The 18,857-nt window shown below is 38.5% G+C and carries 15 protein-coding genes; 6 read left to right on the forward strand and 9 right to left on the reverse strand.

Features of this window, described 5'->3' with window-relative positions:
* Positions 1–41: 41 nt before the first annotated feature.
* Positions 42–398 (forward strand): DUF4870 domain-containing protein, encoded by a 357-nt coding sequence (locus tag RM549_RS11090; RefSeq protein ID WP_311684744.1) that lies wholly within the window; start codon positions 42–44, stop codon positions 396–398.
* Positions 399–1,233: 835 nt separating this feature from the next.
* On the opposite strand, the gene dnaN is transcribed toward RM549_RS11090, so the two are convergent.
* The 5 genes from dnaN to RM549_RS11115 form a co-directional block, all read right to left on the reverse strand.
* Complete coding sequence (gene dnaN, locus RM549_RS11095) at positions 1,234–2,352, reverse strand: DNA polymerase III subunit beta (protein ID WP_311684746.1); 1,119 nt, start codon at positions 2,350–2,352, stop codon at positions 1,234–1,236.
* A gap of 182 nt (positions 2,353–2,534) precedes the next feature.
* The gene (gldG, locus tag RM549_RS11100) at positions 2,535–4,223 is read right to left on the reverse strand and encodes a gliding motility-associated ABC transporter substrate-binding protein GldG (protein ID WP_311684748.1); all 1,689 of its coding nucleotides are present in this window, start codon (positions 4,221–4,223) and stop codon (positions 2,535–2,537) included.
* Positions 4,224–4,225: 2 nt separating this feature from the next.
* On the reverse strand, positions 4,226–4,963 hold the full coding sequence (gene gldF / locus RM549_RS11105) for a gliding motility-associated ABC transporter permease subunit GldF (RefSeq protein WP_311684750.1): 738 nt from the start codon (positions 4,961–4,963) through the stop codon (positions 4,226–4,228).
* Between the two features lie 129 nt (positions 4,964–5,092).
* Positions 5,093–5,392, reverse strand: coding sequence for a putative quinol monooxygenase (locus tag RM549_RS11110; protein WP_311684752.1), 300 nt, complete (start codon positions 5,390–5,392; stop codon positions 5,093–5,095).
* Positions 5,393–6,226, reverse strand: a complete 834-nt coding sequence (locus RM549_RS11115) for an SAM hydrolase/SAM-dependent halogenase family protein (RefSeq protein WP_311684754.1) — start codon at positions 6,224–6,226, stop codon at positions 5,393–5,395.
* Between the two features lie 231 nt (positions 6,227–6,457).
* Here RM549_RS11115 and RM549_RS11120 point away from each other — a divergent pair, with 231 nt between their 5' ends.
* The 4 genes from RM549_RS11120 (at position 6,458) to RM549_RS11135 (ending at position 11,640) form a co-directional block, all read left to right on the forward strand.
* Positions 6,458–7,411: a PhoH family protein gene (locus RM549_RS11120; RefSeq protein ID WP_311684756.1), complete on the forward strand. Its 954-nt coding sequence runs from the start codon at positions 6,458–6,460 to the stop codon at positions 7,409–7,411.
* 219 nt (positions 7,412–7,630) lie between these two features.
* Positions 7,631–8,578 (forward strand): phosphoribosylaminoimidazolesuccinocarboxamide synthase, encoded by a 948-nt coding sequence (locus tag RM549_RS11125; protein ID WP_311684758.1) that lies wholly within the window; start codon positions 7,631–7,633, stop codon positions 8,576–8,578.
* A gap of 312 nt (positions 8,579–8,890) precedes the next feature.
* Positions 8,891–10,798, forward strand: a complete 1,908-nt coding sequence (gene acs, locus RM549_RS11130; protein ID WP_311684760.1) for an acetate--CoA ligase — start codon at positions 8,891–8,893, stop codon at positions 10,796–10,798.
* Between the two features lie 95 nt (positions 10,799–10,893).
* Positions 10,894–11,640 carry a hypothetical protein gene (locus RM549_RS11135; RefSeq protein WP_311684762.1) on the forward strand — a complete coding sequence of 249 codons (747 nt, stop codon included), beginning with the start codon at positions 10,894–10,896 and terminating at the stop codon, positions 11,638–11,640.
* Positions 11,641–11,823: 183 nt separating this feature from the next.
* Here RM549_RS11135 and RM549_RS11140 read toward each other — a convergent pair whose 3' ends face one another.
* From RM549_RS11140 to RM549_RS11155, 4 genes are all read right to left on the reverse strand, one after another.
* The gene (locus tag RM549_RS11140) at positions 11,824–12,492 is read right to left on the reverse strand and encodes a 3'-5' exonuclease (protein ID WP_311684764.1); all 669 of its coding nucleotides are present in this window, start codon (positions 12,490–12,492) and stop codon (positions 11,824–11,826) included.
* On the reverse strand, positions 12,489–14,411 hold the full coding sequence (locus tag RM549_RS11145) for a DUF294 nucleotidyltransferase-like domain-containing protein (protein WP_311684766.1): 1,923 nt from the start codon (positions 14,409–14,411) through the stop codon (positions 12,489–12,491). The genes RM549_RS11140 and RM549_RS11145 overlap by 4 nt, the downstream gene beginning before the upstream one ends.
* A gap of 69 nt (positions 14,412–14,480) precedes the next feature.
* Entirely contained in the window at positions 14,481–15,557 is a 1,077-nt protein-coding gene (locus RM549_RS11150) for a DNA topoisomerase IB (RefSeq protein WP_311684768.1), read from the reverse strand.
* Positions 15,558–15,689: 132 nt separating this feature from the next.
* On the reverse strand, positions 15,690–16,778 hold the full coding sequence (locus tag RM549_RS11155; protein ID WP_311684770.1) for a M42 family metallopeptidase: 1,089 nt from the start codon (positions 16,776–16,778) through the stop codon (positions 15,690–15,692).
* Positions 16,779–16,951: 173 nt separating this feature from the next.
* Here RM549_RS11155 and RM549_RS11160 point away from each other — a divergent pair, with 173 nt between their 5' ends.
* Positions 16,952–17,578, forward strand: coding sequence for a DUF4294 domain-containing protein (locus RM549_RS11160; RefSeq protein WP_311684776.1), 627 nt, complete (start codon positions 16,952–16,954; stop codon positions 17,576–17,578).
* Positions 17,579–18,857 lie beyond the last annotated feature (1,279 nt).

Raw genomic sequence — 18,857 nt, forward strand, 5'->3', positions numbered from 1 at the left:
CTGACGGGGACGTTGGCAATTTTAACTATAATCATCAAAAAATGGAAAGTTATACAGCAATGAGAGAAGACCGGCAAATGCTGGTCATCGCGCATATTAGTCAGTTACTGGATTTAATCACCGTGATTGGCGGATTCATCGTTCCGCTTATTCTTTGGGCAACGCAAAAGGACAGGGTGCTGGGAATGGACGAGCATGGGAAAATGATCATGAATTTTCAGATTAGTCTTTTTCTTTACAGCATCGTTTGCGTACCGCTCATTTTCCTTTTTGGGCTTGGACTATTGTTATTAGCAGTAGTGTGGATTTTCGGAATAGTGCTTCCGGTGATTAATGCTATTAAAGCCAGTAACGGAGAACCTTGCCATTATCCGCTAACACTTAAGTTGATTTCGTAATTTCTTCTTCGGAAGGCAAACCTTAAAAATGACAATTATCGATCTGTAGATTTTGCCACGAATGCACAAATATTTTCTTTAGGTTTTTCTTAAGCTACTGAACATCAGTTTGAACCAGGAGTCAGGAGTCAGGAAGAACGATGATCACCTTTCTGAAGGAGAGCTTCTAAAATGCCAATTATCGACCTCGGATGTCTGGTTGAGCGGAGTCGAAACCTCTATAATTGAGCTGAATCAAAGGCGCTTCGACAGGCTCAGCGGGACAATAACTTCGGTGTCACACTCAGCTTTAAGCAACACTTAAAAATGCCAGTTATCGACCTCTGGTGTTAGGTTGAGCCGAGTCGAAACCTACTAATCTTTTCTGAAAGTTTCTTCTGGAAGTGAGATCATAAAAATTCCAATTATCGACCATTATTTTTTGTTACGAATACAAGAATGTTTTCTTCAACTTATTCTTAGATTTCTTTACTTGACTTTGAATAATGAGTCGGGAATCAGAAAGCACAATTACTCTCCTGAAGGAGAGTTCCTAAAATGCCAATTATCGGCTTCCAATTAAATTCTTTATATCAGGATGTCTGGTTGAGCGGAGTCGAAACCTCTATTATTGAGCTGAATCAAAGGCGTTTCGACAGCTCAGCGGGACTGGAACTTCGGTGTTGCACTGGGCCTGTTGAAGTATAAACGCTCCCGCAGATTACGCTGATTTTCACAGAAAATCATAAAGACTGAATCTAAATATCAAACAAAAAACCCGATCAAATTTTTGATCGGGTTTTATCAATTTTCTAACAGCGCAGCGATCGAAATTCTAGCAGCGTAGCGGTCTATTCTAATTGTTCAGCATTACCGGCATAACCAGCATGGTAATTCGCTCTCCGGGATCGAGTCCGTCGACTGGAGTCAGGATTCCGGCGCGGTTTGGCAGGCTCATTTCCAATTGTACTTCATCTGAATTTAGATTATTCAGCATTTCAGTAAGGAACCTGGAGTTAAAACCAATCTGCATATCGTCGCCCTGGTAAGAACAGGTCAACCTTTCTTCAGCTTTATTGCTGTAGTCAACATCTTCCGCAGAAATATTAAGTTCGGCTCCGGCAATTTTAAGTCTTACCTGGTGAGTAGTTTTATTGGAGAAAATAGAAACCCTTCTTACAGAACTTAGAAACTGATTTCTCTGAATGCTTAATTTATTCGGATTTTCCTTCGGAATTACTGCTTCGTAATTCGGATATTTTCCGTCTATAAGTCTACAAATTAGCTGTGTATCATCAAAAGTAAATTTCGCGTTGGACTCGTTGTACTCAATAAGTACTTCGGTTTCGCTTCCGGCCAAAATTCCTTTTAAAAGAGTGAGTGGTTTCTTCGGCATAATAAATTCTGCCGACTGTGAAGCAGTGACATCTTCGCGGGAATATTTTACCAGTTTATGAGCATCGGTAGCTACAAAGGTCAATCCTTCGTCTGAAAATTGAAAGAAAACACCACTCATCACCGGGCGTAAATCATCGTTTCCGGAAGCAAAGATTGTTTTGCTAATTGCCGTTGCAAGAATATCACCTTCAATTATCGTACTGCTAGGCTCTTCAAGTTCTACCGGATTAGGAAATTCCTCACCATCGGCATACGCCAGTGCATATTTACCGTGATTGGAACTCAGTTCTATGGTATTGTTATCCTCTGCAACAAAAGTCAGCGGTTGCTCAGGAAAAGTTTTTAAAGTTTCTAAAAGCAACTTGGCGGGAACAGCTATTTTTCCTTCAGAATCTGATTCTACTTTAAGTTTTGCGGACATGGTAGTCTCCAAATCTGAAGCGGAAACAGTTAATTCGTCTTCTTTAAGATCGAACAGGAAATTATCTAAAATCGGTAATGTATTGTTGTTGTTAATTACACCACCCAATATTTGTAGCTGTTTCAGCAAATAACTGCTGGATACAATAAATTTCATCGGCTTTGTTGATTAATTTGAATCTAATACAAATATATTTTATTACTTCAGAAAAGGAAGGCTGCAGCGCTAGTTTTTATTAACAGAAAAATGCAGTTTGTTTATTGTAAAATATTGATTAACAGTGAAATGTTGATTTTAATTTGAAGTTTCTTGTTAATATGTTACTCCGCAGGAAAATCTTATTTCGCTGCCCGGGATCTTTTAACATATTTACGTCTTCTGAAAAAAGTAAAGAGAAAAGCAAAAATTCCCAAAATGAGCAAAGGAACAACCAAATTTGTTAATTGCCACTTTTCACGCTCCTCTGCTGTCCTTTCAGGATCCAGGAAAGGGATGCTGATTTCTTCGGTCCTTATCTCAATAAGGCCATTATCGTCCAGCATATAATTTACGGCATTCAGCAAAAATTCTTTGTTTCCGTACGTGCTTCCGGTGTATCTTTCAAATCCCAATTCCAGCGGAGCGCCGCGCTGCAGATCGTTTTTAATTACATCACCATCAGAAATTACCAGCATCTTTGTTGCTGCACTTTCATCTAAAGGATTTGGAATTTCAAATGGTTTAATCCGATTTTTATATGCTGAAGTAAAGTTACCTTTGAGCAATACAGCGAGCGGTTGTTCGCCATCTGTATAGGTCGATATTTGCGGTTTTTGGCTCACCATTTCCAGACTGATCTGTAGCGGAGTTCCCTCTACTTTTGTGCGTGGGGAACTGCTTAAAAGAATGGTTTTTTCAATATCGTTGGCAAGCGTATCGATCTGGTTGGCATATTCAAACTTCACCGCCTCGATATTGTTGATTATTGGATGATCGTTGGGGGAGGAGCTTAACGGACTATAAAACCAGGGATACGGGTTAAACCTCGTGTTATTGCCACTTCCCGAAGCAAGTGTAATTGGTGCCGAATAAAGATCGTTGATAAGTACCGGATTAATCCTGATTCCGTACGAGAAGAAAAGATCGCCAAGATTCAAATCCCGGGGCAGGGCATAAGTGGTCCCGGATTGGTTTAAGAGACTGTCGGTTTCCATCGCCACGCTTTCCACGAGCCATATCGATTTGCCTCCGTTCATCTTGTATTGATCTAGGACAAACTTTTCATTTTCGGTAAAAGGTTCTGTTGGTTTTGCTTCCAGAATCAGGTCGAATTCATTTAATTTCTGAAGGGTTTTTTGCGGATTTTGTGCTGCGGAATCCAATGTGAACGGAGCGATGTAGTAATACTCCTGAAGTGTTTGCAGAAAATCGGCAAGATTGGCATCTGGAAGCTCTCCGTTTCCTCGCATTACCGCAATCTTTTTTTCCTTGGGATAAATGAGCTTATCGAGTCCGTTGGCAAAAGCATATTCCAGTTGCTGGACGCTGTTGGTTACCCGATCTTCGTCTGTGGCGCCTAGTGTATTTTTCAGCAACGGAATTTTCACCGTTTTATCTTCATAATTGGCAATCGCCCATGGGAAAATAATTTCCTCACTGGTTTTTCCGCTTTCCTGAACGCTTACTCTCGCCGGCGTCATCCCCATTTGAAGAAACTCCTGCGCGACAGCATTTGCATCCTGACCTTCTTCTATTGGATTTATAAAATTGACTCTGATATTGGAGTTATAAGCAGCAAATTCTTCTAAAAGCTGACTCGTCTCATTTCGAAGCCTGCGGAATTCCGGCGGAAAATTTCCCTGAAGGAAAACATCGATAATCACTGTTTTTTCGATGTCTTCAATTATATTCTTTGATGCAGTAGAAAGCGTATAGCGATTATCCTGCGTAAGATCAAAACGCGTAAAGAAATTGGCAGCCAAGACATTCAGCAGGATTAAACCTACTATCAGGATCGCCAGGGATTTATATGTGCCGGTTTTCTTCAAGATCAGGATTTTTGCTGAATTGATTTTAAACTGAGGTGTGTAAGCTTCAGAAATAAAAAGATAAGGCTGAGGAAATAGATGATATCACGCGTATCTACTACTCCGCGGCTGATGCTTTGGTAGTGGAAACTAATTCCGAAGTATTCGAGTCCGTAAGTGGCATTTTCAAAAATTCCGTAACCCGCAAGACCTTCGAACGCAAAATAGCAGAGGAAGCAGAGAAAAACAGCAACGATAAAAGCTACAATCTGGTTATTGGTAAGGCTGGAAGCAAAAATTCCGATTGCCGTATAGCAACCACCAAGAAAAATGAGTCCGAGATAAGAACCCAAAGTTGCGCCCACATCAAGATTTCCTACAGGATTCCCAAGCTGATAAATTGTGATTACGTACAGAATTGAAGGGACAATAGCTAAAATCACCAATATCAGCGAACCCAGATATTTCCCGGAAATTAACTGCCATAACCCGATTGGTTTGGTCAGTAATAATTCCATCGTACCCTGTTTTTTTTCTTCGGAAAAGCTTTTCATCGTAATCGCCGGAATCAGGAAAATAAAGATCCACGGGGCGAGATTAAAGAACGGCTTCAGATCTGCAAAACCATTATCCAGAATATTATATTCTCCGGAAAAAACAAAAAGGAACAATTCGCAAACCACCAGAAATATCCCAATCACCAGGTACCCGATTGGCGAGGAAAAAAAGGATTGTATTTCTTTATTTAGTATCGCGAACATTTTTCTTCAATTATCAATTATCAGTGATGGGCTGTCTGTTGTTGACAAATTTTCGAAATGAGTTTTTTATTTGTTGATTGTTAATTTCAAATTTTTTTTAAAAACTCTTCACTCTTCACTCTTCACTCTTCACTTCTCGCTGCTCCACTCCTTATTCACACTCCAGGCTTCGGGTTTTTCGTTGAAAAGAACCTTGGTTTTTGCCCAGACTGCTTTAAATAATTCCGAATTCCGATAGTTTTCCAGCGCTTGTTCATTCTGCCAGTAACTATACGTGAAAAACTGATTGGTATTGTCTTTTCCTCTATACAATTCTAAAAATTTGCAACCTTCGAATGCACGGATTTTCATTTTGTTTTCTTCAAAGTTATTGAGGAAAGTTTCAATATTTTCGGGAGCAAAGCTCATTTTTACAATTCTTACCAGCATTTATTCAAAATTAATAGTGACTGTATCCAAAAGGTCCAGTCCGAAAAGAGTGGAAGCACTACCTACCGTATGCGGATTGCTCTTATAAATAGCCAGTTCTATATATCCTGCGGAATTAAAAACAGCAAGTTTTTTGCCATCCTCTTCTCCGCGTTTATCCTTTTCAAGATCAAAATTTATAGCGTCGCTATAGGTTTCGTGTATTTCAGAAAAAGTGACCATACGGGCACTTAATACAAAGTCCCTGCCTTTACCGATATTTTCGAAAAATTTTCGGGTAATATTGGTCACCACATTTCCGTAATTATCAATATAAAGCACATGTCCTATAATCTGGTTCTTATCGGAATTAATTATAGGCTCTAACTGTTTCAGGTATTTAATCTCCTTGATATTCTTTCCAATAACCTCAAGAGTTCCCCCGCGGGCAAGGTGGCAGGCCACTTTCACAAAGACGTCCAGCACCGGGAAATTGGTTTCAATCTTATCATGGATATTTATCTCGACGATCTTTTCAGGATTAATTTCTGAAGCCAGTAAAGATAAAATTCCGTTGTTGGCACAAATAAAATAGTGCTCATCCAGGTAAACTGCCAGATGTTTATTTTCCGGAGTTAATTCAGAATCTATACCAATAATATGAATGGAGCCCTTAGGAAAGCTTTTATAGGCATTTTTGATAATGTAAGCGGCCTCACTTATATGAAAAGGGGAAACAGAATGTGAAACATCAACAATTCTAACTTCGTCTAATTCACTGTAAATAGCTCCTTTAACCGCCCCTGCAAAATAATCTTTCTCTCCAAAATCGGTCGTTAAAGTGATGATGGCCATAGGTGAATGTTAATATATTTTTTAAGTTGTAACGGGTTTTTTTACCTAAGTTTGTATAGCAAGCGAAGATAATTTTATTTTAATCAATACAATTGAAAATTGGCTAAATTTAAATCTTCTTAACAAGCAAAAACAGGCGGTGCCAATAGAACCGGCCGAAATAACAAATATAAAAATCAGTTGATAATTTGAGACACTTCCCACTTTACATTAATATAAAACCATAGGCTTTTGAACGAACTTGTAATCGAACTTTCGGAAATTAATCCAAGAGAATTTTTTGGTCAGCAGAACGAACATATAGAACTTCTTAAGAAGTACTTTCCTAAATTAAAAATTGTTGCGAGGGGCAGTAAAATAAAAGTCTTTGGAGACGAAGAAATGCTGGAGGAATTTGACTTGCGTTTTAATATGTTAATGGATCACTTCGGAAAATACAATAAGCTTGATGAAAATGTGATTGAAAGGGTGCTTACGAGTGATAGTAAGGAAGATTACAGCGCATCTGAAGCAAGCGGACAGGTTTTAGTACACGGCGTTAGCGGAAAGCTGATAAAGGCACAAACAGCCAATCAGCGTAAGCTTGTCGAACTGAGTTTTAAAAATGATATGATCTTTGCGGTAGGTCCTGCAGGAACAGGGAAAACATATACCGGTGTGGCGCTCGCCGTAAAAGCGCTGAAGGAAAAGCAGGTAAAAAGAATTATTCTCACAAGGCCTGCGGTAGAGGCAGGGGAGAATCTTGGTTTTCTTCCAGGCGATCTTAAGGAGAAACTGGATCCTTACATGCAACCACTTTACGACGGACTCCGTGATATGATTCCGCATGAAAAGCTGGAAACTTTTATTGAAAAAGGAATTATCCAGATCGCTCCTCTGGCATTTATGCGCGGTAGAACGCTGGACAATGCTTTTGTAATCCTGGATGAAGCACAGAACACCACTCATGCCCAAATGAAAATGTTCCTTACCAGGATGGGTAAAAATGCCAAATTTATGATTACCGGTGATCCCGGGCAGATCGACCTTCCGCGAAGGGTGATTTCCGGTTTAAAAGAAGCGCTTCTAGTTCTGAAAGATGTCAAAGGAGTTGGAATTATTTACCTGGATGACAAAGACGTGATAAGACACCGACTGGTGAAAAAAGTGATCGCCGCCTACAAAGAAATTGAACATACAGATTAGTTTGGTATGGTGAAACCTCACAGGTTTCGAAAACCTGTGAGGTTTTCCGGAGGAGAGATTATATAATTCCGCTATTGTCAGCTTGAGCACAGTTGAAAGCTATGAGTTTCAAAGTAGATATTTCTCGACTCCGCTCGAAAAGACACTAAGAATGATCCTTCAAATTATTTTTTATCGTTTTTGAAGCGATTGATTTAAAAATTGCAATAGATTTTGAAAATGAACAATACAATCACAGAAACAAATTTCAATTTTCCCGGCCAGAAGTCGGTTTATAAAGGAAAAGTACGTGACGTTTACGCTTTAGAAGACGAGCGGCTGGTAATGATTGCCAGCGACAGGCTTTCGGCTTTTGATGTGGTGATGCCGAAGGGAATTCCGTATAAAGGACAAATCCTTAATCAAATTGCCACCAAGATGATGAAGGATACCGAGGATATTGTGCCAAACTGGCTGGAAGCCACTCCAGATCCTAACGTTGCCGTGGGAGTTACCTGCGAGCCTTTTAAGGTAGAGATGGTTATTCGCGGTTATCTTTCCGGTCATGCTGCCAGGGAATACAAGGCGGGGAAAAGAACTTTGTGCGGAGTAGCAATGCCTGAAGGGATGCAGGAAAATGACAAATTCCCGACTCCCATAATCACTCCGGCGACAAAAGCTGAGCACGGGGATCATGATGAGGATATTTCCAGAGAAGATATTTTAAAAAGAGGAATTGTTGCTGAAGAAGATTATAAAGTGCTGGAAGATTACACAAGGAAATTATTTAAACGTGGGACTGAAATTGCTGCAGAACGCGGATTAATCCTCGTGGATACAAAATATGAATTCGGAAAAACCAGGGACGGAAATATCGTCCTTATAGATGAAATTCATACGCCCGATTCTTCACGCTATTTCTATGCCACAGGTTATGAACAGCGCCAGCAGAAGAAAGAGCCTCAAAAACAGCTTTCGAAGGAATTTGTACGGCAGTGGCTTATTCAGAATGATTTCCAGGGGCTGGAAGGACAGAAAGTTCCGGAAATGAGTGATGAGTACATTGCTTCTGTTTCAGAAAGGTATATAGAGCTTTATGAGAAGATTACCGGAGAAGAATTTGTGAAGGCTGATGTTTCCAATATTCAGCAACGCATTGATAAAAATGTGCTGAATTATCTTGGTTAAAGAGGCATGCCTGAAATGGCAATTATCGATATTATATCCTGATGAGCACCAATCAGGAATAGCTTCAGTAATTTTTACATAAAACTACAGAATAATAAAAGCGGTATATTTTCTATATCGCTTTTTTATTAGGATAATTTCCGGTTAAAAACGTAGAAAACTACTGCTGATTTAGTCAAATTTCAATAGATTTATAACTTAAATAAAGAACTCGGTAAATATATTAAGACTTTAAATATATTTTTTCCTCTCCGAATTATGAGAGAGACATTTTCCGAAGTAATTATTAATGATAACCAACTTTCCTAGAAAATGAGTAATTATAGTATTAAAAATTTAGAAGAGTATTTCCAGGTATACCGGAAATCTGTCCGGGAACCTGAAAATTTTTGGGAAGAAGTGGCAGAAGAGCATTTTACATGGCGTAAAAAATGGACTAATGTGCTTAGCTGGGACTTTTCCAAACCGGAAATTAAATGGTTCGAAAATGCAAAACTGAATATTACAGAAAATTGTATCGACCGGCATCTATTTACACGGGGCGATAAAACGGCAATTATCTGGGAACCTAATGATCCTAAAGAAGAAGCGCAGCATATTTCTTATAGTGAGCTTCTGGAAAGGGTGAATAAATTTGCAAATGTTCTGAAGAGCAACGGAATTAAAAAAGGTGATAAAGTTTGTATTTACCTGCCTATGATTCCCGAACTTTCTGTAGCAATGCTTGCCTGTGCACGGATTGGTGCAATTCACTCTGTTGTTTTTGCAGGTTTTTCGGCGACAGCACTGGCCACCCGAACCAATGATGCAGATTGTAAAATGCTGATAACTTCTGATGGTTCCTTCCGCGGAAACAAAACGCTGGATTTAAAAGGAATCGTGGATAAAGCTCTTGAAGATTGCCCAAATGTTGAAACCGTCCTTGTTGCAAAGCGAGTTGGTGCCGATATTGACATGAAAGAAGGTCGGGACAAATGGCTGCAGCCGTTACTGGACGAGGCATCTTCAGAATGTCAGCCTGAGATTATGGATGCTGAAGATCCGCTTTTTATACTTTATACTTCAGGATCTACCGGCACTCCAAAAGGAATGGTGCATACCACGGGAGGTTATATGGTTTATACGGCTTATACTTTTAAAAATATTTTTCAGTATAAAGAAGAAGATGTTTACTGGTGTACTGCCGATATTGGCTGGATTACCGGCCATTCCTATATTTTGTACGGACCACTGGCAAACGGCGCTACAACTTTAATGTTTGAAGGTGTTCCTTCTTATCCTGATTATGGTCGTTTTTGGGAAGTGGTTGAAAAGCATAAGGTGAATCAGTTTTACACAGCTCCAACAGCCATACGTTCGCTCGCTAAGCGGAATATTGAGTTCGTGGAAAAATATGATCTTTCTTCGTTAAAAGTTCTTGGATCAGTTGGAGAACCTATTAATGAAGAAGCATGGCACTGGTACAATGACAATATTGGTAAAAATAAGAGCCCCATCGTGGATACCTGGTGGCAAACAGAAACCGGCGGAATCATGATTTCTCCAATCCCTTATGTTACACCGGCCAAACCGACTTATGCAACATTGCCATTTCCGGGGATTCAGCCGGCGCTTATGGACGAGAATGGTGAAGAATTGAGAGGGAATCAGGTAGATGGCAGACTGTGTATCAAATTTCCGTGGCCCTCTATGGCGCGTACGATCTACGGAAATCACCAGCGATATAAAGACACTTATTTTTCGGCTTTTGAAAATAAATATTTCACCGGAGACGGTGCCTTGCGCGATGAAGTTGGATATTACCGCATCACAGGTAGGGTAGATGATGTAATCATTGTTTCCGGCCATAATCTCGGAACGGCACCTATAGAAGATGCTATAGATGAACATCCTGCAGTAGCAGAATCTGCGGTTGTAGGTTACCCTCACGATGTTAAAGGAAATGCGCTGTACGCTTTTGTTATTCTGAAAGAAACGGGAGAATCCAGGAATCAGGATAACCTGAGAAAGGAAATTAATCAGTCGATTTCTGACAGGGTAGGACCAATTGCAAAACCGGAGAAAATTCAGTTTGTGAGTGGTTTGCCAAAAACAAGAAGTGGTAAAATTATGAGAAGGATTTTGAGAAAAATTGCGTCAAATGATACTTCAAATCTTGGAGATACTTCCACATTACTTAATCCTGAAGTGGTTGATGAAATTATCGAGAGTTCGATGTAAATTTTTAAGGTTATAATCGGTTATGCTGAAGGAATGAATGCTTTGCAAAAATTTTACCGGAAGACTGAATTTTTGTAGTAATTATACAATCCATTATGAAAAAGGTTTTTTCGTTTGTCTTTCTTATTTTGTGCATAGCGTGTAGTGATGATGGAGATAATCCCTCTTCAGAAAAAATTCCTGATTTTTCAAAGGTTAAAGAAATTGTTTACTGGATACCATATGGTACAAATGATACAACGGTATTGATTGAAAGGGAATATACTATAGAAGCAGGTTTTGTTACAGAAGCAGATTATGGTGGTGATGAAAATATTTATTTTGAGTATGACGAGGAAGGTAGACTTATAGAAGTAAACGGCGACGGTAGTAATTCTTTGGATTATGGGATCATTTGGAATGGTGAAAAATGTACGATTTCCACTAGTTATAGCACTACTAACCTTATTTATAAAAATGGAAATTTATTTGAAATAGAAGTTAACCATGAAGAAGGTAGTAGATCAATATATCAGAAAAGGAATTTTGAATTTTCTGGTGAAAATGTAATTGCTGCTTACTTAAATGATACACTTCAATTTGAATATTTGGATTATCATCCCAATGTCGTCAATCCATTATATTATTTGAAATCCATAGAGCCCTGGAGAGCGACAATTGTTAATAATCCATTTTCAAAAAATATCTTTTATACCAGAAGAGAACAACCTTATAGCGGTGATGATTATTTTAGTCCTTTAAGGGATTATCAATACAATTATTTAATTAAAGATCAATATAGAGTAGAATCAATTTCATCTAATTGGTCAATCTATAATTCTCGATATGAGTTCTATGAATAGCAAGAAACCGAAAAGTATTTAGAAATTTTTCTAAAACCACCTGGAAAGATTCTTCGAAGCTTGGTGACTTCCACTCTGCTAAATCCGGAAATTGTTCAGGAATTAATAGATACTACTTTGTAATTATAAAGAAATATTTCTTTAAAAAGGCTGTTTCTGGAGTTTATCCTGAAGCAGCCTTTTTTAGTATCTAAATAAGCTTTTTCTTCCCATTTGTCCGTTTTTATTGAGCCGACTCATAATTTTTAAAAATGCAATCGCTGTTATAAAGGCATCGCCGGCTGCAGTATGCCGGTCTGAGACATCGATGGTATAAGCTTCAGCTATTTCGTCCAGGGAATAATTTTTATCCCGGTTTATTAAGTTCGAAATAATTCTTGTTTTCCTATACAGAATTACCGTATCTAAGATTCGGTTTTTTAGTTTCGGGAGCCCCATTCGCTTCAGCGCCTTATTGATCATTGTGATGTCAAAATTGGCATGATGAGCCACAAGTACTGCATTTTCAATATATTTCAGAAATTCTTTGACCGCTTCTTCTTCAGATAAAGTTGCTACTTTTTCATTCCGAATTATTCCGTGGATCTTCACAGATTCCGGATTGAACTTTTCCTGATCAATATATATTTCGAAATTATCAGCCATGTCTATTTGGTTGTGTTGCACGCTAACAGCACCAATGGAGAGCATCCGGTCCTCTTTATAATCAAAACCCGTGGTTTCGGTATCCAGAACAACAAACCGAACATCGGCAATTCTTTCAGGAAGTTCTTGATCAAATTTCTTTGCGTAAGCGCACCAAAAATCCGGCAGGTTTTCCGGTTCCTTCTTTTTAAACCAGTTAAATATCATGATATGAAGGATGAAATTTCGAATCTGAACTTGATTAACTCCTGCACGTCTTTAATACTTTTAAAGCAGCGTTTAAGTTTAATTTTATCTTCTTTGCTCAAATCCTGAAGGTTGATAAATCTTCCGCTGTCCTTATGCAGCAAACCTTGTTTGGTCCTGAATTTAAGCAGCGCCTTGGAAGAGTAGGAGCAGGCGAGGTACAGTTCTTTATTGGCCGGCTCCAATTGTGCCAGTTTCTCGAAACGCTCTGCAGTATTGCTCATATTTTTCACCTGGTGTGAAAGACTTAGAACCCGGCCCGCATCTGTAAGCGGAGTAATAGCACGTTTTTTAATGTCAAAAAAGTCTTTATTTTCCCCATCATGCTCCACTAAAAACTGACGGAAAAATCCTAACGGAGTGGGGTTTCGCAGCGCACTTGCCGCAAGTAGAGTAAGGAATTTTTTATAGCCACTAATTTCTTTATAAATATGATCAGCCAGCGCATTAGAGAGACTGGCATCTCCATAGGAAATGTCATAATCAAAGAAAATAGAACATAGCAAAATCTCATCTGATCCCGGTTCTACAATCCAGTCAGAAAATTTATCTTTCCATTCCTGCAGGCTTAGACAATAAAGCGGGTTCCTGGCCATCATATCTGCCGGACAAAATTCGTAGCCAATGATATTAAGTCTTTTTGTTACTTTTTTAGACAACTTCAGAAAATATTCTTTTGTTTCTTCCAGTTTATCTTCAGGAACATCTGCAAAAATTAAGGCATTGTCTTGATCTGTATGCAGTAACTGCTCTTTTCGTCCCTGGCTGCCAAGGGAAAGCCAGGCGAATTTTACCGGTGGCGGAGTTTCCATTTTTTCTATGCAGCGGTCTATAACCCTCTTAATAGTAGCATCATTCAGCTCGAACATAATTTTCGAGATGTGGGTAAGCGGAATATTATGATCCAGGTATCCTTTTAAAAGCTGCATTATTTTGTTCCTCACTTTCTTTAGCTTCTTTGTGCTGGGAACCCTTTTTATAGCCTTCATTAATACAGAAGGGTTGTTGGCCTGGGATACAATAATATCATGTTCAGATACTATTCCTTTTACTTTTGTATTTGGAGTGCCATCCCTCGTGATGCAAATATGGTTAATATGGTGCTTCATCATAGTTAACTGTGCCTGTGCTATGCTGATGTTCCTGGAATAGCAGATAACGGGCGAAGTCATAATTTCTGAAACCGGCGTATCGATGCTCAATCTTCCCGTAGCCACCATTGTTCTAAAATCAACATCGGTAACAATACCTATTGGAAGTTCGTTTTCGACAACAAGAATAGATCCCACTTTTTTATTGCTCATAAGGTTGGCGGCAGTCCTAATTGTAGTTTCCGGTGGTACAGTGATGATTCTTTTTACTATTGGTACGGGCTGCAGTTCGTACAGTGCATCTGTTTTAAAATCTACAGTATTATCTGTTACCAGTTGTCCTCTATGTTCAGGGGAATAGGGATTTCGGGTATTGGAAGCAAAACTTTCTATTAAAAAATTACCTACCCTCGAATTATTTTCAGCTATTGGTTTAAAAATGGAAATGGGAATAGCATATAAGATACTTTCTTCTTCGGTATCGGCATTAATAAGGTAATTTTCTTTGGCAAATAAAGGCCTTAGACCAAATATATCACCCTCGTCACATTTATCAATGGTTTCTGACTCTCCGTTTTCATTTACCTTCTGAAGGTCTATGGCCCCTTTATTTACGATATAGAAATGTTCGTGACCGTTCTCACCCTTTCTGAAAACGGGTTTTCCCTTCTCCATGTAAATTACCTTTACCTCCTTTGAAATAGTAAGGAGATGTTTCTCTTCCAGAAGGGAAAAAGGTGGAAATTCTTTAAGAAAGTCTGCTATTCTTGCTGCAATGGTGTTCTTCATACCGCTAATTTACAAAGAGAAGCTGGAATTTCTTCGGAAAAAGATCTTCTAAAGCGGAAGCCCAAAATTTCAAATTTCGATCTCATAATCCTTGATCATCTTCAGAATAATTTTTTCTGTTTCAGAGAGTGAGATGTAGTTCTTCTTTTCGTCTTCCTTTACTTTCTTGAAATAAGGGACAATTTCACCACTCTCGTAAGAGGAGACAATTTTTGGATGTACATAATAGGTCCGGCATACGCTGCGGGTATTTCCCAAACCCGTGGCGGCGGCATCAAAGGCAGTAATCAGGTTTTTCTTGTTTTCTTTTTCATCTTCAGTATATCCAAGTTCTTTTAGCGTCTCAAAAAAAATCTTTGTTGCAGACCATGTTCTAAAGTCTTTTGCAGAGAACATGTCGCCACTAAGATCGTGGATATATTCGTTGATCATCCCACTGTCTATGGCGTGTTTATCTCCGTTTTCATCGTAAAATTTAAAGAGTTCCCAACCGGGAATTTCTTCACATTGATTAATGAGCTTTATGAGTTGCTTGTCCTTTACGCTAATCGAATGTTCTTTTCCCTTTTTACCTATAAACTCAAATTTCACTTCATTTTTATAGGTTTTAAGGTGTCGGGAGCGAAAGGTTGAGAGTCCGTAGGTTTTGTTGTTTTTAGCGTAATAATCGTTTCCAATCCTAATGTGGGTTTCTTCCATTAAGCGAATGATAAGTGCCAGAATTTTGCGCCTGCTCATCTCGGGGAGGTCCAGATCTTCATCAACCTGTTTTCTGATCTTAGGAAGCTTGTCCCCAAAAGCAGCCATTTTAAAGAATTTCGTCTGGTTCCGGATTTTTGTCCATAAAGGATGGTACATATATTGTTTTCTATCCTTATCATCGCGACCTACTACCTGTAAATGGCCTTTTTTAAGGTGCGAAATTCTCACATCCTTCCATGCCGGAGGGATCACGAGCTTCTTTATACGATCCAAGGTTTTAATGTCAGAAATTTTTTCATCTTTCCGGTAGTAAGCAAATCCCCGCCCTACTTTTTTCCGTGTAATGGAAAGATGATGTTCTGAAACGTAGGTGAGATTGGCCATTCCTATGGCCTCTCTGGGATTTTCGATAATAGTATTAACCTCTTCAGGAGAAAGAGTCATTGCTTTTTTCCACAATATAATCTGAATTACAACTGCGATCTGATAAAATATTGTGAAAGTTTAAGCTGTCAAAATATAAAACTCCTTTTCAGAAGAAACCAAAAAGGAGTGATTTTTTATAATTCAGATCAATTAATCGAAGTAGCTGAAGGTTTCCCCGTCTTTAATCTGGAGTACACTTTCATAAATAAGACGAATCACATTTTCCACATCCTTTTTATGCACCATCTCAACTGTGGTATGCATGTAGCGCAAAGGTAACGAAATAAGTGCCGAAGCTACTCCGCCATTGCTATAAGCAAAAGCATCTGTATCTGTTCCCGTAAATCGTGAAGAAGCCATTCGCTGAAATGGAATGTTGTTCTTCTCTGCAGTTTCAATCAAAAGTTCCCTCAAATTGTTTTGTACGGCAGGCGCATAAGAAATTACCGGACCATCGCCAATCTTTGTAAGACCATTAGTTTTCTTTTCAATCATTGGTGTTGTGGTATCGTGGGTAACATCTGTTACTATAGCCACGTTCGGCTTTATGCGCTGCGTTATCATTTCGGCACCACGTAACCCTATTTCTTCCTGTACAGAGTTGGTGATGTATAAACCAAAAGGCAATTCTTTCTTGTTCTCTTTTAAAAGTTTTGCAACCTGCGCCACCATAAATCCGCCAATACGATTGTCCAGGGCACGGCTTACATATTTATCTTCATTAAGAATAAAAAATTCATCAGGATAAGTAATTACACATCCTACGTGAACTCCTAATTTCTCAACTTCTTCTTTAGAGCTACAACCTACATCTATCGATATATTTTCCAGTTTTGGGGACTGCTCTTCTTCCTTTTTACGCGTATGGATTGCCGGCCATCCAAAAACACCTTTTACTATCCCTTTTTTGGTATGGATGTTCACCCTTTTGGAAGCAGCAATCTGGTGATCACTTCCGCCATTTCTAATCACATAAATAAGACCATCGTCTGTGATATAATTAACATACCACGAAATTTCATCTGCATGCCCTTCAATAACAACTTTAAATTTTGCTTCAGGATTTATCACTCCCACTGCAGTACCATAAGTATCTGTAATAAATTCATCTACATAAGGCCGCAGGTAGTCCATCCAAAGTTTTTGCCCTTGAGATTCATAACCTGTTGGGGCGGCATTGTTTAGGTATTTTTCAAGAAAATTGACTGATTCTTTATCTAAAATGTCTTCTACTATCATGCTTTTTAAAATTTGTACGAATTTAATAAGAATAAAATGCTTTGCAATTGTAGATTCACTAATTTTGGAATGATTTTAGCAGAATCTGTTCTGAAAATTAAGATGGTAGCGTGAGATATATTTTAATGATATTGATGGGAGTTGTTTGCTCAAGCGTTTATGCTCAGGAAGATATGACGAACGACACTATCCAGGAAACCTATATGATTATTGCTGGCGATACAGTTCCCAGGACAAGTATAGATCTGGATGAAGTGGTGCTTTTACGAAAACTGAAGTTTAGCAATAATGAGGAGAGAAGACAATACCTTATATTAAGGAGGAAAACCAGGAAAGTTTATCCTTATGCCAAATTGGCTTCAGAACGATTGTTGGAACTTAATAGTAGGTTAGAGGATATTAAATCTAAGTCTGCCCGTAAGAGGTATACTAAAATTGTTCAGAATTATATTGAGGATCAATTTTCTGAAGAGTTAAAAAAACTAACACATACAGAAGGACAAATTCTCGTAAAATTAATTCACAGGCAAACAGGAACCACAGCTTTTAACCTCATAAGAAACCTCAAGAGTGGGTGGCGCGCATTCTGGTACAACACTACAGCCAGTTTGTTTGATATTTCCTTAAAGGAAGAGTATGACCCTAAGAATAATCAGGAAGATTTTCTAATCGAGGATATTCTTCAAAGATCTTTTCAGGCAGAAATACTGGAACCACAAGCTACAGCTTTAGATTTTAAATACATCGAGCTTACCAATAAGTGGAGGGAGAAGAATAATAACAGCAATAAAAGAAGCTAATTTTTTCTGTTTCTATTTTTATAACATATTTATTTTCATTAATTTAGGTAGGTTGAAAAATTAGTTTGCAGATTCTTTTCTATTAAAATTGAAGGAATATTAAAACAAACATTAAGTTCTTTTATTTTTCACCAGGCGTTTTGTAAATAATTATTTGGGCGTTTCCGCTCCCGGAAAAGGTCGCGGCCGGGCTATCCGCTCTATCTTATAGCGGTTTTAGGAATAGCGAAGAAGCAAAGTATATATAAGGAGGCCGATAATTGCCAAATTTGGGCATAGACTTTTTTCCGCTATAAGGATGCCGCTGCTATCCCTAACGCAAAAGGAGTGAAGAGTTTTGAAAAAGAGTCTGCGATAGCTGCGGGAGATTTTTTGAATCAGGAAAGAGGAGATAAGAACGAGTTTGTTGAAAAAAGAAGAAGACGGGGATTTTAAACCCTCTTTTGGAGATATCCTTACAGCGAAATGCCGATAATTGCCATTTTAAAGACATGATCTTTTTTTGGAGTGTGGTTCCTTCCTTTTTTTCAAGAGAAGGTGGCTTTATTAGCGATACCAGATAAAGATGGAAGGTTAAAAACCAAAATTTGAAGCAGAAATTAGGTTATTCCTCTTCAGATTAATTGGCGCTACATTTGGTACTACCTATAATAAGGAGCGCCCGATAATTGTCAAATTTGTACTACGACTTAGCGACAATCCTGCAGCTTTCAATTTCAAGAAAAAAAAGTTTCAGGTTTAAAACGGCAGTTTTCAGCCAGTTAAGGTGCTTTCTTAAAAAAAGCCCAAAAAAAGATGGGGAATGGGCTTGCGTAATAGAAATTCAGGTGTATATTTGCAGCCGCTTACAGGGAAAGCAGCGATGCTGGAAAGGAAGCGGGAGTTCATTGAGAGTAGGTACTGAGAAGGAAACGGGAAGAAAAAAGAATAAAATTTTTCTTCAAAAAAGTTTGCTGGGAAATAAAAAAGCGTTGTATATTTGCAGCCGCTTTTGAGGCAAACGAAAAGAGCGGAGTTCTTATAAAAAGTAGTGTTTACAGCAGCTTAAAATTTTCTAAAAAACTTTAAAATAAAGTTTGGAGGTTAAAGAAAAAGAGTTGTATATTTGCAGCCGCTTTCAGGGAGAGCAAGTTCATTAAAAAGTGCTGAAAAACAGAGATCGCCGATAGGGGCAGGGTAAGGGTTCGACTCCCTGGATTTCAACGAAACGATGTTTAGTAAACAATAAGCAATAAACAATTATTGTGAATTGCTGACTGTTAATTGATCATTGTAAAAG

It is taken from the genome of Autumnicola patrickiae, assembly GCF_031846525.1.
Taxonomy (GTDB): Bacteria; Bacteroidota; Bacteroidia; order Flavobacteriales; family Flavobacteriaceae; genus Autumnicola; species Autumnicola patrickiae.

What these genes read in the sequence shown, in the direction of transcription:
- RM549_RS11115 (WP_311684754.1), bottom strand. Translation starts at nt 6,226, where the DNA reads ATGGCCATCATCACTTTAACGACCGATTTTGGAGAGAAAGATTATTTT.
- RM549_RS11140 (WP_311684764.1), bottom strand. Translation starts at nt 12,492, where the DNA reads ATGATATTTAACTGGTTTAAAAAGAAGGAACCGGAAAACCTGCCGGAT.
- RM549_RS11090 (WP_311684744.1), top strand. Translation starts at nt 42, where the DNA reads ATGGAAAGTTATACAGCAATGAGAGAAGACCGGCAAATGCTGGTCATC.
- RM549_RS11135 (WP_311684762.1), top strand. Translation starts at nt 10,894, where the DNA reads ATGAAAAAGGTTTTTTCGTTTGTCTTTCTTATTTTGTGCATAGCGTGT.
- acs (WP_311684760.1), top strand. Translation starts at nt 8,891, where the DNA reads ATGAGTAATTATAGTATTAAAAATTTAGAAGAGTATTTCCAGGTATAC.
- RM549_RS11150 (WP_311684768.1), bottom strand. Translation starts at nt 15,557, where the DNA reads ATGACTCTTTCTCCTGAAGAGGTTAATACTATTATCGAAAATCCCAGA.
- RM549_RS11160 (WP_311684776.1), top strand. Translation starts at nt 16,952, where the DNA reads ATGACGAACGACACTATCCAGGAAACCTATATGATTATTGCTGGCGAT.
- RM549_RS11145 (WP_311684766.1), bottom strand. Translation starts at nt 14,411, where the DNA reads ATGAAGAACACCATTGCAGCAAGAATAGCAGACTTTCTTAAAGAATTT.
- RM549_RS11155 (WP_311684770.1), bottom strand. Translation starts at nt 16,778, where the DNA reads ATGATAGTAGAAGACATTTTAGATAAAGAATCAGTCAATTTTCTTGAA.
- gldF (WP_311684750.1), bottom strand. Translation starts at nt 4,963, where the DNA reads ATGTTCGCGATACTAAATAAAGAAATACAATCCTTTTTTTCCTCGCCA.
- RM549_RS11110 (WP_311684752.1), bottom strand. Translation starts at nt 5,392, where the DNA reads ATGCTGGTAAGAATTGTAAAAATGAGCTTTGCTCCCGAAAATATTGAA.
- dnaN (WP_311684746.1), bottom strand. Translation starts at nt 2,352, where the DNA reads ATGAAATTTATTGTATCCAGCAGTTATTTGCTGAAACAGCTACAAATA.
- RM549_RS11125 (WP_311684758.1), top strand. Translation starts at nt 7,631, where the DNA reads ATGAACAATACAATCACAGAAACAAATTTCAATTTTCCCGGCCAGAAG.